The 17,333-nt window shown below is 67.4% G+C and carries 15 protein-coding genes and 3 pseudogenes; 11 read left to right on the top strand and 7 right to left on the bottom strand.

The genetic code is table 11. The features are described from left to right. Positions 1-86: 86 nt before the first annotated feature. Positions 87-203: pseudogene (locus JYG37_RS24015) on the bottom strand (1-aminocyclopropane-1-carboxylate deaminase); the annotation flags it as partial. 1 nt (position 204) lies between these two features. Here JYG37_RS24015 and JYG37_RS34865 point away from each other — a divergent pair. Further along, a pseudogene (locus tag JYG37_RS34865) lies at positions 205-267 on the top strand (Lrp/AsnC family transcriptional regulator); the annotation flags it as partial. Between the two features lie 461 nt (positions 268-728). Here JYG37_RS34865 and mdeB read toward each other — a convergent pair. Beyond that, entirely contained in the window at positions 729-3,476 is a 2,748-nt protein-coding gene (mdeB, locus tag JYG37_RS24010) for an alpha-ketoglutarate dehydrogenase (RefSeq protein WP_213346572.1), read from the bottom strand. A 164-nt stretch (positions 3,477-3,640) separates the two neighbouring features. Between mdeB and JYG37_RS24005 the strand changes: the two genes are divergently transcribed. From JYG37_RS24005 to JYG37_RS23995, 3 genes are all read left to right on the top strand, one after another. Then, positions 3,641-4,168: an Lrp/AsnC family transcriptional regulator gene (locus tag JYG37_RS24005; protein WP_050017644.1), complete on the top strand. Its 528-nt coding sequence runs from the start codon at positions 3,641-3,643 to the stop codon at positions 4,166-4,168. A 210-nt stretch (positions 4,169-4,378) separates the two neighbouring features. Next, entirely contained in the window at positions 4,379-6,100 is a 1,722-nt protein-coding gene (gene poxB, locus JYG37_RS24000) for a ubiquinone-dependent pyruvate dehydrogenase (RefSeq protein ID WP_176016407.1), read from the top strand. A gap of 420 nt (positions 6,101-6,520) precedes the next feature. Continuing rightward, positions 6,521-7,108, top strand: a complete 588-nt coding sequence (locus JYG37_RS23995) for a class I SAM-dependent methyltransferase (protein WP_050017647.1) — start codon at positions 6,521-6,523, stop codon at positions 7,106-7,108. A gap of 40 nt (positions 7,109-7,148) precedes the next feature. Here the strand turns inward: JYG37_RS23995 and JYG37_RS23990 are convergent, their stop codons facing one another. The 3 genes from JYG37_RS23990 to JYG37_RS23980 all read right to left on the bottom strand — a co-directional run bounded on the left by JYG37_RS23990 (position 7,149) and on the right by JYG37_RS23980 (position 10,533). Continuing rightward, positions 7,149-8,288: an acyltransferase family protein gene (locus tag JYG37_RS23990; protein ID WP_213346570.1), complete on the bottom strand. Its 1,140-nt coding sequence runs from the start codon at positions 8,286-8,288 to the stop codon at positions 7,149-7,151. Beyond that, positions 8,285-9,112 (bottom strand): OXA-1043 family class D beta-lactamase, encoded by an 828-nt coding sequence (gene blaOXA, locus JYG37_RS23985; RefSeq protein ID WP_425542623.1) that lies wholly within the window; start codon positions 9,110-9,112, stop codon positions 8,285-8,287. Before blaOXA ends, JYG37_RS23990 begins: the two co-directional genes overlap by 4 nt. A 425-nt stretch (positions 9,113-9,537) precedes the next feature. Further along, positions 9,538-10,533 carry a hypothetical protein gene (locus JYG37_RS23980; protein ID WP_249746078.1) on the bottom strand — a complete coding sequence of 332 codons (996 nt, stop codon included), beginning with the start codon at positions 10,531-10,533 and terminating at the stop codon, positions 9,538-9,540. A gap of 241 nt (positions 10,534-10,774) precedes the next feature. Here JYG37_RS23980 and JYG37_RS35090 point away from each other — a divergent pair, with 241 nt between their 5' ends. Next, positions 10,775-11,125, top strand: a complete 351-nt coding sequence (locus JYG37_RS35090) for a hypothetical protein (protein ID WP_050017652.1) — start codon at positions 10,775-10,777, stop codon at positions 11,123-11,125. A 128-nt stretch (positions 11,126-11,253) separates the two neighbouring features. Then, positions 11,254-11,805 (top strand): hypothetical protein, encoded by a 552-nt coding sequence (locus JYG37_RS23970; protein ID WP_124639404.1) that lies wholly within the window; start codon positions 11,254-11,256, stop codon positions 11,803-11,805. A 27-nt stretch (positions 11,806-11,832) separates the two neighbouring features. Here the strand turns inward: JYG37_RS23970 and JYG37_RS23965 are convergent, their stop codons facing one another. After that, positions 11,833-12,708, bottom strand: coding sequence for a LysR family transcriptional regulator (locus JYG37_RS23965; protein WP_027782171.1), 876 nt, complete (start codon positions 12,706-12,708; stop codon positions 11,833-11,835). 160 nt (positions 12,709-12,868) lie between these two features. Between JYG37_RS23965 and JYG37_RS23960 the strand changes: the two genes are divergently transcribed. The 5 genes and pseudogenes from JYG37_RS23960 to JYG37_RS23945 all read left to right on the top strand — a co-directional run bounded on the left by JYG37_RS23960 (position 12,869) and on the right by JYG37_RS23945 (position 16,502). Beyond that, on the top strand, positions 12,869-14,188 hold the full coding sequence (locus JYG37_RS23960) for a DUF3422 family protein (RefSeq protein ID WP_124631812.1): 1,320 nt from the start codon (positions 12,869-12,871) through the stop codon (positions 14,186-14,188). Positions 14,189-14,222: 34 nt separating this feature from the next. Then, complete coding sequence (locus JYG37_RS23955; protein WP_050017655.1) at positions 14,223-14,426, top strand: hypothetical protein; 204 nt, start codon at positions 14,223-14,225, stop codon at positions 14,424-14,426. Between the two features lie 237 nt (positions 14,427-14,663). Next, positions 14,664-14,816 (top strand): annotated as a pseudogene (locus JYG37_RS35140) (putrescine ABC transporter permease PotI); the annotation flags it as partial. A 76-nt stretch (positions 14,817-14,892) separates the two neighbouring features. Continuing rightward, on the top strand, positions 14,893-15,327 hold the full coding sequence (locus JYG37_RS23950) for a GNAT family N-acetyltransferase (RefSeq protein WP_050017693.1): 435 nt from the start codon (positions 14,893-14,895) through the stop codon (positions 15,325-15,327). A 221-nt stretch (positions 15,328-15,548) separates the two neighbouring features. Continuing rightward, on the top strand, positions 15,549-16,502 hold the full coding sequence (locus JYG37_RS23945) for a CgnE/CgnB domain-containing protein (RefSeq protein ID WP_124630849.1): 954 nt from the start codon (positions 15,549-15,551) through the stop codon (positions 16,500-16,502). A gap of 16 nt (positions 16,503-16,518) precedes the next feature. Here the strand turns inward: JYG37_RS23945 and JYG37_RS23940 are convergent, their stop codons facing one another. After that, positions 16,519-17,028, bottom strand: coding sequence for a GNAT family N-acetyltransferase (locus JYG37_RS23940; protein ID WP_050014396.1), 510 nt, complete (start codon positions 17,026-17,028; stop codon positions 16,519-16,521). Positions 17,029-17,333 lie beyond the last annotated feature (305 nt).

Here is a 17,333-nt window from a genome sequence, read left to right as displayed (position 1 = left end):
GTAGAGGGAGCCGCAGCAACGGTGAGCGGGGCGATTGCCGTGATCAACGCGCCGGCGCGCGACTCGTGGCACGCCGGCGTTTCATGTCAATCCGGTCGCCCGTTCCGGAAAATCTCGCTATACGCGCTCAACGCCGGCACGCCGCCGAGATGCGCATACAGCACCTTCGACCCCGGCTCGAATTCGCCGAGCCGGACCTTGTCGCGACAGGTGCGCTCGTTCATGGTACTCAAGGAGATTCTTTCGACGCATGCGCTGCCGGTGTAGCGCATCGTGATGCGGCTGACCGCGCATGCTGTGTTGGCGGCGTGCGGGCAAAACGAAGTGAGCACGATCGGCACACGGAGTCGCACCTGTTGCGCCGCACGACCACGGCCAACCTCCACGCGTTCGAACACGGCGGTAAAGGCATAGCCTCGCTCGTCGCCGTGACAAGTCGACGCGCTACCGCTTGCGCCGTGTCGGGTCGATGCCGTTTTGTTCGAGTAGCTTTCGCAGTCTTGTGTTATTGCCCCACAGCGTAGCGAAGGCTATCAACATCACGAGTTTTGTGGTCGCACCAAGCAATTCCGAGACCGTCGCATCCGGACCTAGCGTCTTTAGCGCGCCCATCATCTCAAATTGTGTGCTCGTGTTCCGCGACTATCTTGCGGGAAATGTGTCGAGTGGAGACTCGACGAAAATTCTTGAGACGGTTGAAAAAGCGCTCGACAACATTGCGTGTGCGCTCAGCGTTGCCACGGCGCTCCGCCGGGCTGCCGCACCGTTTTTCCGAGCCGTTCGCGCGCCGTGTGCAGCATTGCCTCATCGAGTTCACCGTCATCCGCCAGCGCCTTCAACGCGGCGAGCACGATGCTCGCTCGATCGACTTCGAAGAACGCGCGCAGCGCCTCGCGCGTATCGCTGCGGCCGAACCCGTCGGTGCCGAGCGTCACGTAGCGGCGCGGCACGTATGCACGGATCAGCTCGGGCACCGCGCGCACGTAGTCGGTCGCCGCGATCACGGGGCCTTGCGTCGCGGCAAGCTGCTGCGTGACATAAGGCTCGGCCGCCGTGTCGCCGAGTCGCGACAGCCGTTCGGCTTCCATTCCGTCGCGTTGCAGTTCGCTGAAACTCGTGACGCTCCACACGGCGGCATCGATACCCCAGTCGTCCTTCAGCATCCGCTGCGCGGCGAGCATTTCGCCGAGGATCGCGCCCGCGCCGAGCAACTGCACGTGCGCCGTTGCGTTCGAACCGGACGGCAGCCGGTGCATGCCCTTCAGGATGCCTGCGCGTCGCGTGGCCGGATCGTCGTCGGGCATCGACGGCTGCGCGTAGTTCTCGTTCATCACCGTCACGTAATAGAACACGTCGCGCTGTTGCTCGACCATCTCGCGCATGCCGGCATCGACGATCGTCGCGACTTCGTACGCGAACGCCGGATCGTACGCGCGGCAGTTCGGGATCGTGGACGCCGCAAGATGGCTGCTGCCGTCCTGGTGCTGCAGCCCCTCGCCGCCGAGCGTCGTGCGGCCCGATGTCGCGCCGACGAGGAAGCCGCGCGAGCGCTGGTCGGCGGCGGCCCAGATCAGGTCGCCGATGCGCTGGAACCCGAACATCGAGTAGTAGATGTAGAACGGCAGCATCGGCAGGTCGTGCACGCTGTACGCGGTTGCCGCGGCGATCCACGACGACACCGCGCCGGCCTCCGAGATGCCTTCCTCGAGGATCTGCCCGCGCGTGTCCTCGCGGTAGTAGAGCATCGAGCCGAGATCCTCCGGTTCGTAGCGCTGCCCGAGCGGCGAGTAGATGCCGACCTGCCGGAACAGGTTCGCCATGCCGAACGTGCGCGCTTCGTCCGCGACGATCGGCACGACGCGCGGGCCAAGCGCCGGATCCTTCAGCAGCGCGGCCAGCATGCGCACGAGCGCCATCGTCGTCGACATCTCGCGGCCCGCCGCATCCAGCGCGAACGCACCCCAGGCCGGTGTCGGCGGGACGGTGAGCCCCTCCGACGCCACCATCCGCCTTCTGGGCAGATAGCCGCCCAGGGCAGCCCGGCGAGCGTGCAGGTAGCGCATCTCGGGGCTGTCTTCGGCGGGTTTGTAGAACGTGAGCTGCTCGACGTCGAGATCCGACAGCGGCAGCCGGAAGCGGTCGCGGAACGCCTTCAGGTCGTCGACGTCGAGCTTCTTCTGCTGGTGGGTCGTCATCCGGCCCTGGCCGGCCGAGCCCATTCCGTAGCCCTTCATCGTCTTCGCGAGGATCACGGTCGGCTGGCCGCGATGCGCGAGTGCGCGCGCATACGCGGCGTGCAGCTTGCGTGCATCGTGGCCGCCGCGGCGCAGGCGATCGATTTCCGCGTCGGTGAGCTGCGCGGCGAGGGCGTCGAGCGCCGGGTCGCGGCTGAAGAAGCGCGCGCGGTTGTACGCGCCGTCGTTCGCGGAGAAGGTCTGGAACTGGCCGTCGACGGTGTCGGCGAACGCGCGGGCGAGCGCGCCCGCATGGTCGCGCGCGAACAGCGGATCCCAGTCGGATCCCCACAACACCTTGATCACGTTCCAGCCGGCACCGGCGAACAGCGCCTCGAGCTCGTCGATCACGCGGCCGTTGCCACGCACCGGGCCGTCGAGCCGCTGCAGGTTGCAGTTGATCACGAACACGAGGTTGTCGAGCCCCTCGCGCGCGGCGAGCGACAGCGCGCCGAGCGATTCGGGCTCGTCCATCTCGCCGTCGCCGAAGAAGCCCCACACCGTGCGCGCGGCCGTGTTCGCGAGGCCGCGATGCTGCAGGTAGCGCATGAAGCGCGCCTGGTAGATCGCGTTGATCGGGCCGATGCCCATCGAGCCGGTCGGGAACTGCCAGAAGTCGGGCATCAGCCACGGGTGCGGATACGAGCACAGGCCGGGCCCGGCGATCTCGCGGCGGTAGTGCTTCAGGTGCGCGTCGTCGAGGAAGCCTTCGAGATACGCGCGCGCATAGACGCCCGGCGACGAATGCGGCTGGAAGTAGACGAGGTCGCCGCCCGTGCCGCGTTCACCGTGTTCACCCTGTTCGCTGCTGCCGTCGGCCGCTGCCGCGCGGAAGAAATGGTTGAAGCCGACTTCGAACAGGTCGGATGCCGACGCGTAGCTCGCGATGTGGCCGCCGAGCTCGCCGTACGCGCGGTTCGCACGCACGACCATCGCGAGCGCGTTCCAGCGCAGCGCGGCGGACAGCCGCTCTTCGAGCTCGGCATCGCCCGGGTAGGGCGGCTGGTCGTGTGCGGCGATCGTGTTCAGGTACGGCGTGACGGGCCCGCGCGCCGCCGCCAGGCCGCTCGCGTGCGCATGGGCGGCGAGCCGGTCGAGCAGGAACTGCGCGCGGTCCTTGCCGACGTGCGCGAGAACCGCGTCGAGCGCTTCGAGCCATTCGGCGGTTTCTTCCGGGTCGGCGTCGGCGTGCGCGAGGTTCGCGCGCCGCGTGGCGTCGAGTCCGTTCGACAGGTCCGTCATCGCAGGTCTCCCGCGCACCGGTTCGAAGCGGTGCGCAATCAGTGGCAATCGGTCGGATCATGCTACCCGCCGATCTGCAAAATATGCGTCTGATTTCATTGGGATTTCTCGTGCGGATAGTGTAAATATTCCGGTTATGGCCACTCTTCCGGAATATTTCGACCATGAGCGCAAACCCGCGGCGGCTCGACCGCATCGACATCGGCATCCTGAACCAGCTTCAGCAGAACGCGCGGATCACGAACGCGGAACTCGCGCGCGCGGTGAACCTGTCGGCCACGCCCTGCTTCAACCGCGTGCGCGCGCTGGAGAAGCTCGGGCTGTTCCGGCAGCAGGTCACGCTGCTCGACCCGGAGCCGCTCGGGCTGCGGATCAACGTGTTCATCCAGGTCAGCCTCGAGAAGCAGGTCGAGGATGCGCTGCAGCGCTTCGAGGAAGCGATCTCGCAGCGGCCCGAGGTGATGGAGTGCTACCTGATGTCGGGCGACGCCGATTACCTGCTGCGTGTCGTGATGCCCGACATGCGCACGCTCGAGCGCTTCATCATCGAGCGGCTGACGACGATTCCCGGCGTGTCGAACATCCGGTCGAGCTTCGCGCTGAAGCAGGTGCGCTACAAGACCGCGCTGCCGCTGCCGGCGGCGGGGCTGACGCTGGTCGATCCGGACGAGTCGGCGTCCGACTGGAGCTGAATGTGCGTCGGCGGGCGAAACCGCCGGCTTGCCGACGAAACGGCGACAGTCGCCCGACACCGCCGAAAGGGATCGAACGAAACGTGCGCAAGTGCGTTGCACGTTCACGACGCCTCGCGAAACGATCGCGTATGCTCGTCCGTTCCGTGGCACAGGAGGCCATCGGAGTCGGTTCATTCGTGTGACGACCCATCAACGAGCGAGGGCACCATGGCAAGACAGACGATGGCGGAATACCTGGCGAAGACGCTGGCGGCAGCGGGCGTCGAGCGCATCTGGGGCGTGACGGGCGACAGCCTGAACGGCCTGTCGTTCAGCCTGAGCCAGATCGGCTCGATCCGCTGGATGCATACGCGGCACGAGGAAAGCGCCGCGTTCGCGGCCGGCGCGGACGCCGCGTCGACCGGGCGGCTCGCGGTGTGCGCGGGCAGCTGCGGCCCCGGCAACCTGCACCTGATCAACGGCTTGTACGACTGCCACCGCAATCACCAGCCGGTGCTCGCGATCGCCGCGCACATTCCGTCGACCGAGATCGGTCTCGGCTACTTCCAGGAAACCCATCCGCAGGAGCTGTTCCGCGAATGCAGCCACTTCGCGGAGCTCGTGACCAACGCGTCGCAGTTCCCGCGCGTGCTCGCGCGGGCGATGCGCACGGCGATCGACGAGCGCGGCGTCGCGGTGATCGTGCTGCCGGGCGACATCGGGCTCGGCGACGGCCCGGAAGAGCCGCCGGCGTGGAGCGAATCGGCCCCGCCGTCGATCCTGCCGGCCGATGCCGATCTCGACCGGCTCGCGGCACTGCTCAACGCGTCCGACGCAGTCACGCTGCTGTGCGGCAGCGGCACGCAGGGCGCGCACGACGAGGTGGTCGCGCTGGCCGACACGCTCGGCGCGCCGGTCGTGCACGCGCTGCGCGGCAAGCAGTTCGTCGAATGGGACAACCCGTTCGACGTCGGGATGACGGGGCTGATCGGCTTCAGCTCGGGCTACCACGCGATGGAATCGTGCGACACGCTGTTGATGCTCGGCACGGACTTCCCGTACCGGCCGTTCTATCCGTCGAACGCGAAGGTCGTGCAGATCGACTGGAAGGGCTCGCAGCTCGGCCATCGCGCGCCGCTCGCGCTCGGGCTCGTCGGCACCGTGAAGGAAACGATCGCGGCGCTGCTGCCGCGCTTGACGCGCAAGACCCAGCGGCGCTTCCTCGAGAACGCGCTGAAGCACTACGCGGCCGCGCGCAAGGGGCTCGACGATCTCGCGGTGGCCGAGCCGCCGGGCCGCGCGATCCATCCGCAATACCTGACGAAGATCGTCGACGAAGTCGCGGCGGAAGACGCGATCTTCACGGCCGACGTCGGCACGCCGACGCTGTGGGCCGCGCGCTACCTGACGATGAACGGCAAGCGGCAACTGCACGGCTCGTTCAATCACGGGTCGATGGCGAATGCGATGCCGCAGGCGCTCGGCGCGCAGGGCGCGCATCCGGGGCGGCAGGTGGTGTCGCTGTCGGGCGACGGCGGGCTGTCGATGCTGCTCGGCGATCTGCTGACCGCACGCCAGCTCAAGCTGCCGATCAAGATCGTCGTGTACAACAACAGCCTGCTCGGCTTCGTGTCGATGGAGCTGAAGGCGGCCGGCTATCTCGACACGAACGTCGACCTGAGCCCGACCGATTTCGCGGCGATCGCGAAGGGCGCCGGTATCTTCAGCGTGCGCGTCGAGCATTCGGAGAACGTCGAGCAAGCGTTGCGCACGGCGTTCGAGCATGACGGGCCGGCGGTGGTCGATGTCGTCACGTCGAAGTACGAACTCGCGATGCCGCCGAAGATCGAGCTCGCGCATGCGAAGGGCTTCAGTCTGTTCATGCTGCGCGCGATCCTCAGCGGGCGCGGCGACGAAATCGTCGAACTGGCGAGAACCAACTTGCGGTGAAGGTCGGTCGCGCGCCGTGTGGCGAGCATGGCGCGCGGTTCACAGCCCGGGCCGTGCCGCCGGCTCTCGCACGGCTTGGGCTGCCAACCTCCATGCGGCGGGCGGATAGTGGTTTGCGGGAGAGGGACATCGCGGGCCGAAGTCCCGACCCCATTTGTGTCGCCGGGCGCTGACAGTCGACGATTTCGCGGAGACCCGGACGGCGCTGCCGATCCGGCACGAATTAGTCAGGCAAATCAGGGTCAATCTTCACGTCACCTTAAGTTTGCGTTTCCTAGAATCGATTGACCGTCGCGCGTCCTGCGGCGGGTCGATTCGCCCCAGGAGGATGCGCATGAACCTTGCCCGTATCGCCGTAGCCCTGTCCCGCGCAGTCGTCGGCCCGCCGCCGCTGAGCGCGCAAGCGTTCGAGGCCCGCGTATGACGTGGCCGAACGCGTGGCGTGTCTCGGCACTGTTCGTGCGCGAGTGGGTTGGCCGGCCGGCTGCGGTGGGCGCGTTGTGCCCGAGTTCGCGGCATCTGGCGCGCGAGATGGCCGACACGGTGCCGGACGGCGACGGGCTCGTCGTCGAACTCGGCGGCGGCACCGGCGCGATCACCGCGGCGCTGCTCGAACGCGGCGTTGCGCCGCGACGCCTCGTCGTGGTCGAACGCTCGCCGGCGTTCGTGCGGCATCTGCGGCGACGCTTTCCCGGTATCTCGATCGTGTCGGGCGACGCGCGACAGCTCGAACGGTTGTTGCCGCCGGACGCCACGGTCGACGCGATCGTGTCGTGCCTGCCGCTGCGCACGCTGCCGCGCGAGGACGTGACGGCGATCGTCGGTCAATGTCATCGCGTGCTGTCGGCCGCCGGCGTGATGATTCAATTCACCTACGACCTGCGCCCGCCCGGCCGTCACCCGCTGGGCGATTCGTCATTCGTCGCGTGCGACAGCCGGATCGTCTGGGCCAACCTGCCGCCCGCGCGCATCGTGACCGTGCGTTGCGCCGCCGCATACGCAGGCTGACCGCGCCGGCTTCTGCTTTGCTCGCCGCCACCCGCAGGCGCTAGACGCGCGCGCTGTCCGTCACGTGCACCGCGGGCCGCGACGCAACCCGCTTGATGAAGCGGTCGAGCGGCGTCGCATAGCCGCGTGCGATGACCGCACTCAATGCTGCCGACAGCGCCAGATCGGCGACCAGCAGCGCGAGCTTGTCGTCGCCATGCGTGGCAGACGGCGGCCAGAACGTGCGCAGCGCGCCGAGCACGATCAGATGGAACAGATACAGCTCGTAGCTGAGCCGGCCGCTCCAGCGCAGCGGCGCGAGCAGGCGGCCGTGAGCAGATGCGTGTTTCGCATGCGCGCCGATCAGCAGCACGGCCGTGCCGAGCGCCATCGCGGATACGCCGAGCACGTGGCTTTCGGCGATCGGCCACGCGAGATAGAGCGCCGTCATCGCCGTTGCCGCGAGCCATTGCACGGGCGCGGCCGCGAGTCCCTGCCAGCGCGCGCGTTCGGCGAGCAGCGCGGTGCAGCAGCCGATCGCGATGCCGTCGAAGCACGCGAAGTACGCGTACAGGAAGCCGCCTTCGTCGCCGGGATGCGTGTAGCGATACACGGGACCGGTCGCGGCAATCAGCAGCCAGAACGCGAACAGCCGCGTGTCGCGACGCAGCGCGATGCACAGCAGCGGAAACGACAGGTAGAACACCTCTTCGACCGACAGCGACCACAACACGCCGAGCGCGTAGTTGACCCATCCGTATGCGCCGATCAACACGTTCATCCAGAACGTGAGCGACGCCAGGTTCACGAGCCAGTACGACACGGCGATGCCCTGCGGCGCATGGTTCGTGAAGATCGGCACGCCGGCCGCCGCGAGGCCGTCGACGAGCGCGAGCAGCAGAAGCAGGCACGGGACGATCCGCGCAATGCGCGACACGTAGAACGCACGCACGTCGAGCGCACCGAGGCTGCCCCAGCGGTGGCGCGCATTGGACGCGATCAAGTAGCCCGAGATCGCGAAGAACATCGTCACGCCGTAGTTGCCGTTGCGCACGATTGCATGGACCGCGTCCCAGCCGAGCACGCGTGCGAGCGCGGTGTCGCGCAACGGATACGCGATGTTGAAGTGATGCAGCAGGACGAGCAGGATCGACACGCCGCGCAGCAGGTCGATGCGGGCATTGCGGGGACCGGCGCTCATTGTGGCCGGGCCGGTTCGGCGAGCGTCGGCAGCGCCGCGAGGAACGTGTCGCGCGAGCGCAGGCCCGCATTCGGCGTTTGCCGCTCGTCGTCCTGGATCAGGTTCGCGAACACCAGCGTGCGCGGCCCTTTCGTCGCCCAGCCGACGAACCAGCCGTACGCGTGCGCAGCATCGTACCGGGAGCCCGGCGAGCCGGTGCCGGTCTTGCCGTGCACGGTCCAGCCGCCCGGTTGCGCGTCGATCAGCGTGATGCGCTCGGTCATGTCGTATGCGTGTGCGCTGACGGGCAGCGTCCGCTGCGCGATCTTGCGCATGAACGCGACCTGTTCGAGCGGCGAGATCCGTAGCGACGAATTGACCCATGCGCCCATCACGCCGGGGAGTTCGCCCTGCTGGCTGGTGACGTCGGCGTTGCCGTAGCCGAATGCGCTCGTGTACTGCTGGAAGCGTCCTTGCCCGAGCGCCTGCGCGACCTGCTCCGAATACCAGAAGATCGACAGCTTCATCCAGCGCGCCGGGTCGGTCGGTTCGCGCCACGGCGCGCCGCCCCAGTCCGGGTAGCCGGCGTGGAAGTCGAGCGTGGGCGTGTGCGCGTCCTTCAGCACGCCGGCGTCGAAGCCCATCAGGCTGATGGCGACCTTGAACGTCGATGCCGGCGTCACGCGAGTCGTGCAGTCGCCGTGCTGCACGAGCATCTTGCCGGTGGTCGCGTCGGCGACGACGGTGCAGACGGGATGGGCGTGAGAGGACGCGGCGGCCAGCAGGCCGGCGAAGACGAACAGCGTGTCGCGCCAGTGTTTCAAGTGCAGCTCCTTGGAAAGCATGCGGAAGGTGTGCGGGATGGGCGGGAAGCGGGAGGCTCGTGCGCACTCGAAGCGAGGGCCGGCATCGATGACGAGGGATTGCCGCCGTCGGGATGGATCACAGTGTATCGATGGATCGCGTGCTGTCGACCTGTCATGGTTGACGGGGCGTGGGTGATCATCGCCGGTTCAGGCGGCGCATGTCGATCACACGCTCATTGCTGCGCCGATGAAAAGCCCGCCGGCAGACCGATGCGTGCGGACGGGAAAAAACACGTTGTGCAGACGGGCGCGGATGTCGCCATGTAGAACATGGTCGCGTTTGCCGCGTGGCGGCGGGGGGCGGCTGCCCGTGGTTGCGACGCGTTACTGGTCCGGCTCCAACCCGAAGTGCAGGAGCGTTTCCCGGCGACAACGTGCTTCCGCGTCGGCTACCGAGATGACGCTCAGCGTGCTCTTCGATCGGTCGATCGACCCCACGTCGAAGACTTTTCGTTGCGGTGGCGCGGGCGAGTGGAGAACCGGCAGGGTATCGCGCGCGACGGTAGCCGTATTTGAAGCATGCGTGTGTCCATCACGACGTTCGTGCGTGACGAGCCCGGCAATGAGTGGCTTGAACTGCGAGAAGCGAATGGGACGATTGGCGTTCGGCGCGCGACGGCGTCCGGCCGTGGGCTTCGTGATCCGGAATCCGGCGATTGAACGGTGTTTCTGAGTCGTCCGTATATCCCTTTTTCGATCAAGTATCGTTGCAGCGCCAGGACGGACGCGCCATCAGGCACAACGTTGAACGTCATCACGCGATGCGATCCGGCCGCGCGCCAGAAGTCTCGCCCGGAGCGCGTCGCGTAAAGCGCACGCAGAGACCGAAGCGATCCGTCGGCCAGTCCGACCGGATAGCCCTGAAAATACTGGAACAATGCGGCCTCGTCGCCATGCGGGCCGGGAATGGGCGCATCGAAACCCAATCGTGGCCACGCGTGATACCCGCACAGCCGACGCCCACCGGGCTCGGGTGGCGCTTTACGGCCGCCTATTGCGAATGCGGTGATCCGCGCGATTTTCAACCTATCGCACGCCCTGACGATCCGCCACGGCATCGCCGCACCGAGCCCGACGACAGCGTTATCGGCGAGATCGACGGCCCCGAGTTCGGGTAGGGACGCGTCGTGGGTTTGAAGCACGGATACGCGGTTCTCCGATCGGATCAGTCCCGGATGGGTGACGGAGAATGTCAGTCGATTCGTGCTATCGAGATACACCTGAATATCCGACCCGGCAGGTGTGCCGCACAGCGAAACCGGCAGTTCGTCCGGCACGTCGCCGTCCAGGCCGAGGCGCGCGGCGATATCCAGATCGTTGCGATCGACCGTGAGCCGATCGTCGAAGTACGGCATCTCGTATGGCAGGACGCGACTGAGATCGACGCGCTGGACGATCATGGCTGCAGGCGACGAGTGGAAAGCACCCAGCATATCGCCGCGAACCCGGCGGGCCGAGTCCACCAAACGGCTGATCGGCGTCGAAGGGATTGCCCGACGGCGCAAGCGCGACGTGCGGGGCGCGATCCCTGCACATGCATGCCGTTTTTTGCACGACCGACCCGTTTTTTTGCACGGCGTTGATACGGCCTCTTCTAAGCTGGGCATGTGTCGAACAGCCGAGACGGCCTCCGTCCGCGCCATGACGTTCATTCATCCCTTTCCCACGTTCGATGTCACCGGCCGCCGGTTGCGCGCCGGCGCGCCCGCCAACGTCGTGCCGTCCCCGCCGCCGCGCCCGCGCGTGCAACTGCCCGTCACGCTGACGGCCGACTCCGTCGACGCCGCGCACGCCCGGCTTGCCGCGTTGCTGCATTCCCCGCTCGGCGTGTACGTCGTCAGCGCCCGCGCCGTGCGCAACGTGATCCACGTGCAGTTCGACATCGCGCCGGAAGACCTGGATTTCGCGCTGCACACGCTGATCGCGCAGCAAGTCGACGCGGTGATCGGGCCGGTCGCGCGTCGACTATGCGTCCGGCCCGCCGTCCGTTGAATCGGGAACGGCGATTGCTCGGCTAATCCGCCGCCGACTCGCCCGCCGCCGTGCTGTCCGCCGGCTGGCGACGGCGGACGTTTGTGCGCTGCGTCGAACGCGGCGCTACCCCTGAACAGGGAGGGCCTATGTACCTTACGGAAGAAGTGCGTATTGCGCGCCCGGCTGCCCGTCGCGCGCATACCGCGGCGTTGCCGTCGGGCAGGCAGCTTGCCCGGCAGTTGATGGTGACGGTTCGCGCGGCGGACGTGCTGCTGCGCCAGGCGATTCGCGTGCCCGATCGCCATCAGTGGTCGGTCGACGCCGAACGCGTCGATGCGGCCGGCGGGCCGCTTGCCGCGTGGGATTCCCACGTGACGTTCCGCATCGTCAAGGCATTCGCGCCGGCGTTCGATGCGGACGCGTGCGCGGCCGACCCCGATCAAGCGGCGGTCGAGATCCGATTGTTTCTTCCCGAACAGGCTTACGTCGCCGAGCGGCGCATCGGCGTCTTCGGCCGACGGCACGGCCAGCGGTTCAGCGCGACGCTGTCGGTCACGTCAGGCTCGCAGTGGGGCGGCCGGCGCAGCGAGCACGTTCCGCCGGCCGGGCGGTACGTGCATGGCGACACGCTGGAAGCGCTCGTCGATACGGTCGCCGGCATCGTCAATGCGGCGTTGCGCGCGGACTGGCATGGGTGACCTCGTGGCGAGCGGCCGCCGACGGGCTCACGCGTCGCCGGTCTGCCCGGTCTGCCGCTGCAGGTCTTCCATCAACTGTTCGGCGAGGAAGTCGCACGGCGGCCGTTTCGACTTCGTGCTGCGCGCGAGAATCAGCTCGAGCGGCGGCAGGTCGGGCAGACCGTGCGAGCGGCCGAGCATCGACAGTTGCGCGGGGATCGCGCAGCGGGCGAGCGGCGCGACCGCGAGGCCGGCCTCGACCATGCTGAGCAGCCCGAGCAGGCTCGGGCTTTCATACGACGTCCGGTACGGCACTTTCGCGCGTTCGAGGCTGCGGATCGCGTTCTCGCGCGCGACGCTGCCCGGCATGAACACCGCGATCGGCAGCGGCCGCTCCTCCCAGACGCGCGGCCCGTTCGTCATCGCGGCCCACGCCATCGGCTCGTGGCGGATGAAGTCGCCGGTGAGCCCCTTGATGCGCGTCCCGCAGACGAGATCGACGGTGCCCTCCTTGATCAGCGGCGCGAGCGCGCTGCTCGGCAGCCCCATCACCTGGATCTCGACCTTCGGGTAGGTCGCGGAGAATTTCTTCAGCACCGACGGCAGCAGCGACGACGCATAGTCGTCCGGCACGCCGATCACGACCTTGCCGGTCACTTCCGGCCGCACCACGGCCGCCCATGCCTCGTCACGCAGCGCCAGCATTCGCCTGGCGAACCCCAGCAACACCTCGCCCTCGCGCGTCAGCACGATGCTGCGCGGCTTGCGCACGAACAGCGGCCGGCCGATCGCGTCTTCCAGGCTCTTGATCTGCATGCTCACGGCCGACTGCGAGCGGTTCACGGCCTCGGCCGCGCGGGTCATGTTGCCGGTTTCCGCGACGGCGACGACGGTGGCCAGCACGTCGTGATCGAGCATCTTCATGGGTATCAGGAAAACTGAACGTAACGATCAGCATTATGCGTTTTTATTGTTGCTGTGTGTCTGCCATAGTGCGATCACGCTGGCGTTTCGCCCGAGGGGGCGCGGCGATCGGGCCGGACGATCCGGCGGGCGGGACTGAACAGGAAAGCGTGGTGAATCGATGATGGACCATCCGTTGCGCGCCGCACTGGCCGCGGAATTGCATGCCCGGCCGTTCCTGCGGCTCGCCGAAGCCGTGTCGCTCACGCATTACGCGATCTACGCGGACGGCCAGCCCGACATCCACGAAACGCTGCTGCACGCGCTGTGCCGCGAGACCGGCATCGACGCGCCGCACGAAGGCGCGACGCACTACGCGGTGCAGTCGCCGTGCGGCTGGCACCTGAAGTGGGAGCGCCACACCGAATTCTCGACCTTCACGTTCGTCGCGCCGCGTCGCGACACCGGTTATTTCGACGATCTCGCGATCGACGGCATTCCGGCTGCGTGGTTCGCGCGGCTCGCCGGTATCCGGTTCGTCGCGGTGCGGATGGAACTGCTGTCCGGCGACGCCGCGCGGCGCGTGTGCGGCGACCTGCGCCGCTGGATCGACGGGCCCGCGCTCGTCGGCAGCAACGTGCTCGGCGGCGGCAAGGTGTTCTGCGACTGGCACGTGCGCGACGATGGCTTCATGCGTTTTCTGGTGGTCGACGACGATTTCCGCGAGGAGCAGGGCGGCCGGCTGTTGCAGCGCCTGTACGAAATAGAAACGTACCGAATGATGGCGCTGCTTGCGCTGCCCGTCGCGCGCCGGATGAGCCGCGAGCTCGACGAAATCCACGCGGCGCTGCATGCGCTGATGCAGCGGATGGACGCGAGCGGCGCCGATGGCGACGACACGGCGCTGCTCGTCAAGCTCACGCATCTCGCGGTGCGGGTCGAATCGTTGTCGGGATCCGGCGCGCGCTTCAGCGCGTCGCGCGCGTATGAAAAGCTCGTGCTGGCGCGCATCCACGAGTTGCGCGAGGAGCGTATCGAAGGGATGCCGACGATCGCCGAATTCATGGAGCGGCGCTTCGCGCCGGCGATGGAAACGTGCCGCAGCGTATGGGCGCGCCATGAACAGATCGCCGCGCGGATCGCACGCGCGGTCGACCTGTTGCGCACCCGCGTGAATCTCGCGCAGGAAAAGGACGTCACGCGGCTGCTGGCCGGCATGGAGCGCACCGCGCGCAACCAGCTTCATTTGCAGCACGCGGTCGAAGGGCTGTCGGTGGCCGCTATTTCGTACTACGTGCTGTCGCTCGCGACCGCGGCGTTCAAGGCGCTGCACGTGATGAACCTGCCGGTCGATCCCGAACTGGCGGAAGGGCTGCTGATCGCGCCGGTCGTGTTCGCGGTGATTCACATCACGCGGCGCACGCGTGCGCAGCTTGCGCGGTCCGAGGCGGCGCATGACGGCGCGCCGGTGCCTGCGGCGGCGTTGAAGCAGGCTGGCTAGAACATCAACGACATATCAACGCAAAGGAGTGGAGATGACTTTTTCGCGGAATCAAGCGGGGTTTTACAGCGGTTTCGATGCCGTGTTCGACGAGCCGGTGCCGAACGATGCCGGTGTGCCGGAAGCGGCGCGCGTGACGTCGTATCAGGCCGTGCTGCAGGAACCGATGACGTCGCTCGTCGGGAATACGCTCGATCGGCCGGAGGTCGCGGCGGTGGCGATTCTCGGGTACAACTGACGCGCGTTTCGTTCGCATCGTTTCGACATAACGCCGGCGTGTCATTCGAGCGAAACGCCGGACGTCCGAGCGGAACGGCCTTGTCTTCCGTTCCGTGTGATTGCATTCAGCCGGACGCCTTTTGCGCGTCGCACGAGCGCTGCCTTCCCTCTTCGATCTTTCCGCCCCTGTGCGAGCGCCAGTTCGACGAACGCACGCGCGGTCGCACTCCGATACGCGCCCTTGCGCTGCAACAGCACGGCCGTGACGATCGGCGTGATCGTCGTGAACCGGATGATGATTGCGCACGAGCGGTGCCGGATGGCCGACTTGAAGGCGACGTTCGCAGCGGCGCGAACGCATGACGCCCCGCGATATCGAGCGACCATCACGCGTCGCCACGGAGCATGACGACGCGCTATAGTCGTGCGACGCCGGTCGCAGATGCCCCACGCCCGGTGGTCCTTTCATGCACGTGTTCGCCTCGATGACAGCCCATCCCGACGTTACCCTTCAATTGACCGACACCGAGCAACCGGCCGCCCGAGACTTCATCAGCCGCAAGCTCGGCGAATTCAACCACGCGATGACGGGGCGCGCCGATACGGCGGCGCTCGACGTTTACGTGACCGACCCCGCGACCGGCGACGTATTGGGCGGTCTCACCGGCCGCACGTCGCTCGGCCTGTTCTTTATCGATCTGTTCTATCTGCCCGAATCGCTGCGCGGCGGCGGCTTCGGCAGCCGATTGCTGCGCGAGGCCGAAGTGGAAGCGAAGCGGCGCGGTTGCGCGCGTGCGGTGCTGTACACGATCTCGTTCCAGGCGCCCGATTTCTATCGAAAGCACGGTTACGAGACGTTCGGCGAAGTGCCGTGCGAGCCGGAAGGCGCGGCGCGCGTGTTCATGGTCAAATTGCTTTGAAGCGGTTCGCGTTGCGCGGCAAGCACGCTCGCGCAGCGCGAAAGTCGGCATCCGGGCGTCGGCATCGGGCGTCGGCATCGGGCGTCGGCATCGGGCGTCGGCATCGGGCGTCGGCATCGGGCGTCGGCATCGGGCGTCGGCATCGGGCGCGGGGGGGGGGGGGGGGGGGGGGCCGCCCCCCCCCCCCCCCCCCCCCCCCCCCCCCGCTTCCGGAGATACGCATGCTGAACCTGCACCGCGCGCTCGGTTTTCACCCGGCGCTGCGCGACAAGCTGGCACGCGGCGAATCGGGAAAACTGCTGGTCGGCTATGACACCCGCAACCGCGACACCGCGTTGCGCGCCTTTTCCGCCCTGCCCGATTCGCTCGACGCGACCACCCTCTGCCTCGAAAGCACCGCGCCCGCCGATATCGCCGCCGCACTCGACGACGCCGACCTGTTCGTGCTGCTGTACGACTCGTCGTGCCTGCCGACGCCGTCGCCGAGCGGGCCGCCATTTCTCGCCGCGATCCGCCCCGCGATCGTCGAACACTGGGGCAAATCGGTTTTATTCAAGGATTACGGCCCGCACCTCGACGAGGCGTTCGCCGAATCGCTCGACGACATCGCCGCGCGCAACGGCCGGCTGATCGAGGCCGCCGCACGCGCGTCGCAGATCCGCTTCATCGACGAAGCCGGCAACACGCTGACGGGCTCGCTCGCGCCGGACCAGAAATGGACGAGCGTGGACGGCATGGGCAACCTCGACGTCGTGCCCGGCGAGATCGCGACGCACGTGACGGACCTGAACGGCACCGTCGTGTTCAGCGGCACGTTTCTCGGCACCGTGCCGTTCGCGATCAAGTACAAGGTGGCCGAGCGGCTCGCGACGCTGCATGTCGAGCACAGCACGATCGTCGATTTCGACACCGACGACGCGGGCTTCCGGCGCGATTTCGCGACCTATCTCGACCGGCACGCGAATCATCGGCGGATCGAGGAATTCGGCATCGGCACGAACCTCGGCATTCGCGGCCTGTACGGCCGCAACGCGGGGTTCGAGGAACGCCATCCGGGCCTGCATCTCGGGCTCGGCGGCGGCGAAAACGGCAGCCACCATCTCGACCTGATCTTCGCGCGCGGCACGCTCGCGCTCGACGAACGGATCGTGTTCGACGGCGCGTTCGCCGTCTGACGCGGCGGCGGGTTGCTCAGGCTTCGGCGGCCGCCGCGTCGCCGAGCCACTTGAACATCACGAAGCAGTCGACGAAGCCGAGCCGCGCGTGACGGTATGCGCGCGGCACCCGGCCGACGATCTCGAATCCCAGCTTCTGCCACAGCGCGACCGCGACCGCGTTCGTCGCGACCACCGAATTGAACTGCATCGCGAGGAAACCGCGCTCGCGCGCCATCTGCTGCGAGTGCTCGCACATCAGGCGCGCGACGCCGCGTCCGCGCGCGGCCTCGCTCACCATGTAGCCGCAGTTGCTCACGTGCTTGCCGGGCCCGGCCGCGTTCGCCTTCAGGAAATACGAGCCGAGCACCACGCCGTCCTCTTCGGCGATCCACGTGCAGAGCGGCGCGTCGAGCCACTGTGCGCGCGCCGCTTCCTGGGTCGGCTCGGGATCGAATGCATAGGTTTCCTGAGCAGCGACGATCGCGCGGTAAGTCGGCCAGAAGCGCGCGAAATCGTCGTCGGTCATCGGGCGAATCGTGATCATGCGGGGTCTCTCGTGAGGTGATGTCGGCAGGCCAGACGGGCGAACGAGCGATCGTACCGCGATTCATCGACGGTCGCCGTTATCGCCGCGCTGCGCTGCGATACGCGCGTCCCGTCGCACCATCCGTAGCGGCCATTTGGCCGAATCGTCACGCGCCATCCCGGATGAAAAAATGATCGTCGTCCGGGAAGCCCGCTCCACGCCCTCGAATCCCGAACGATGAAGACGCCGCATGCTCATCGGCCGCCCAGCCATTGCGATGTGAACCGCCCCGCTCCATTTACCTTTTTGTAGCTTATAAGTTA

Origin of the sequence: Burkholderia sp. LAS2 (assembly GCF_018417615.1) — a bacterium.
Taxonomy (GTDB): domain Bacteria; phylum Pseudomonadota; class Gammaproteobacteria; order Burkholderiales; family Burkholderiaceae; genus Burkholderia; species Burkholderia sola.
This window is presented reverse-complemented; position numbering and strand designations above follow the sequence as displayed.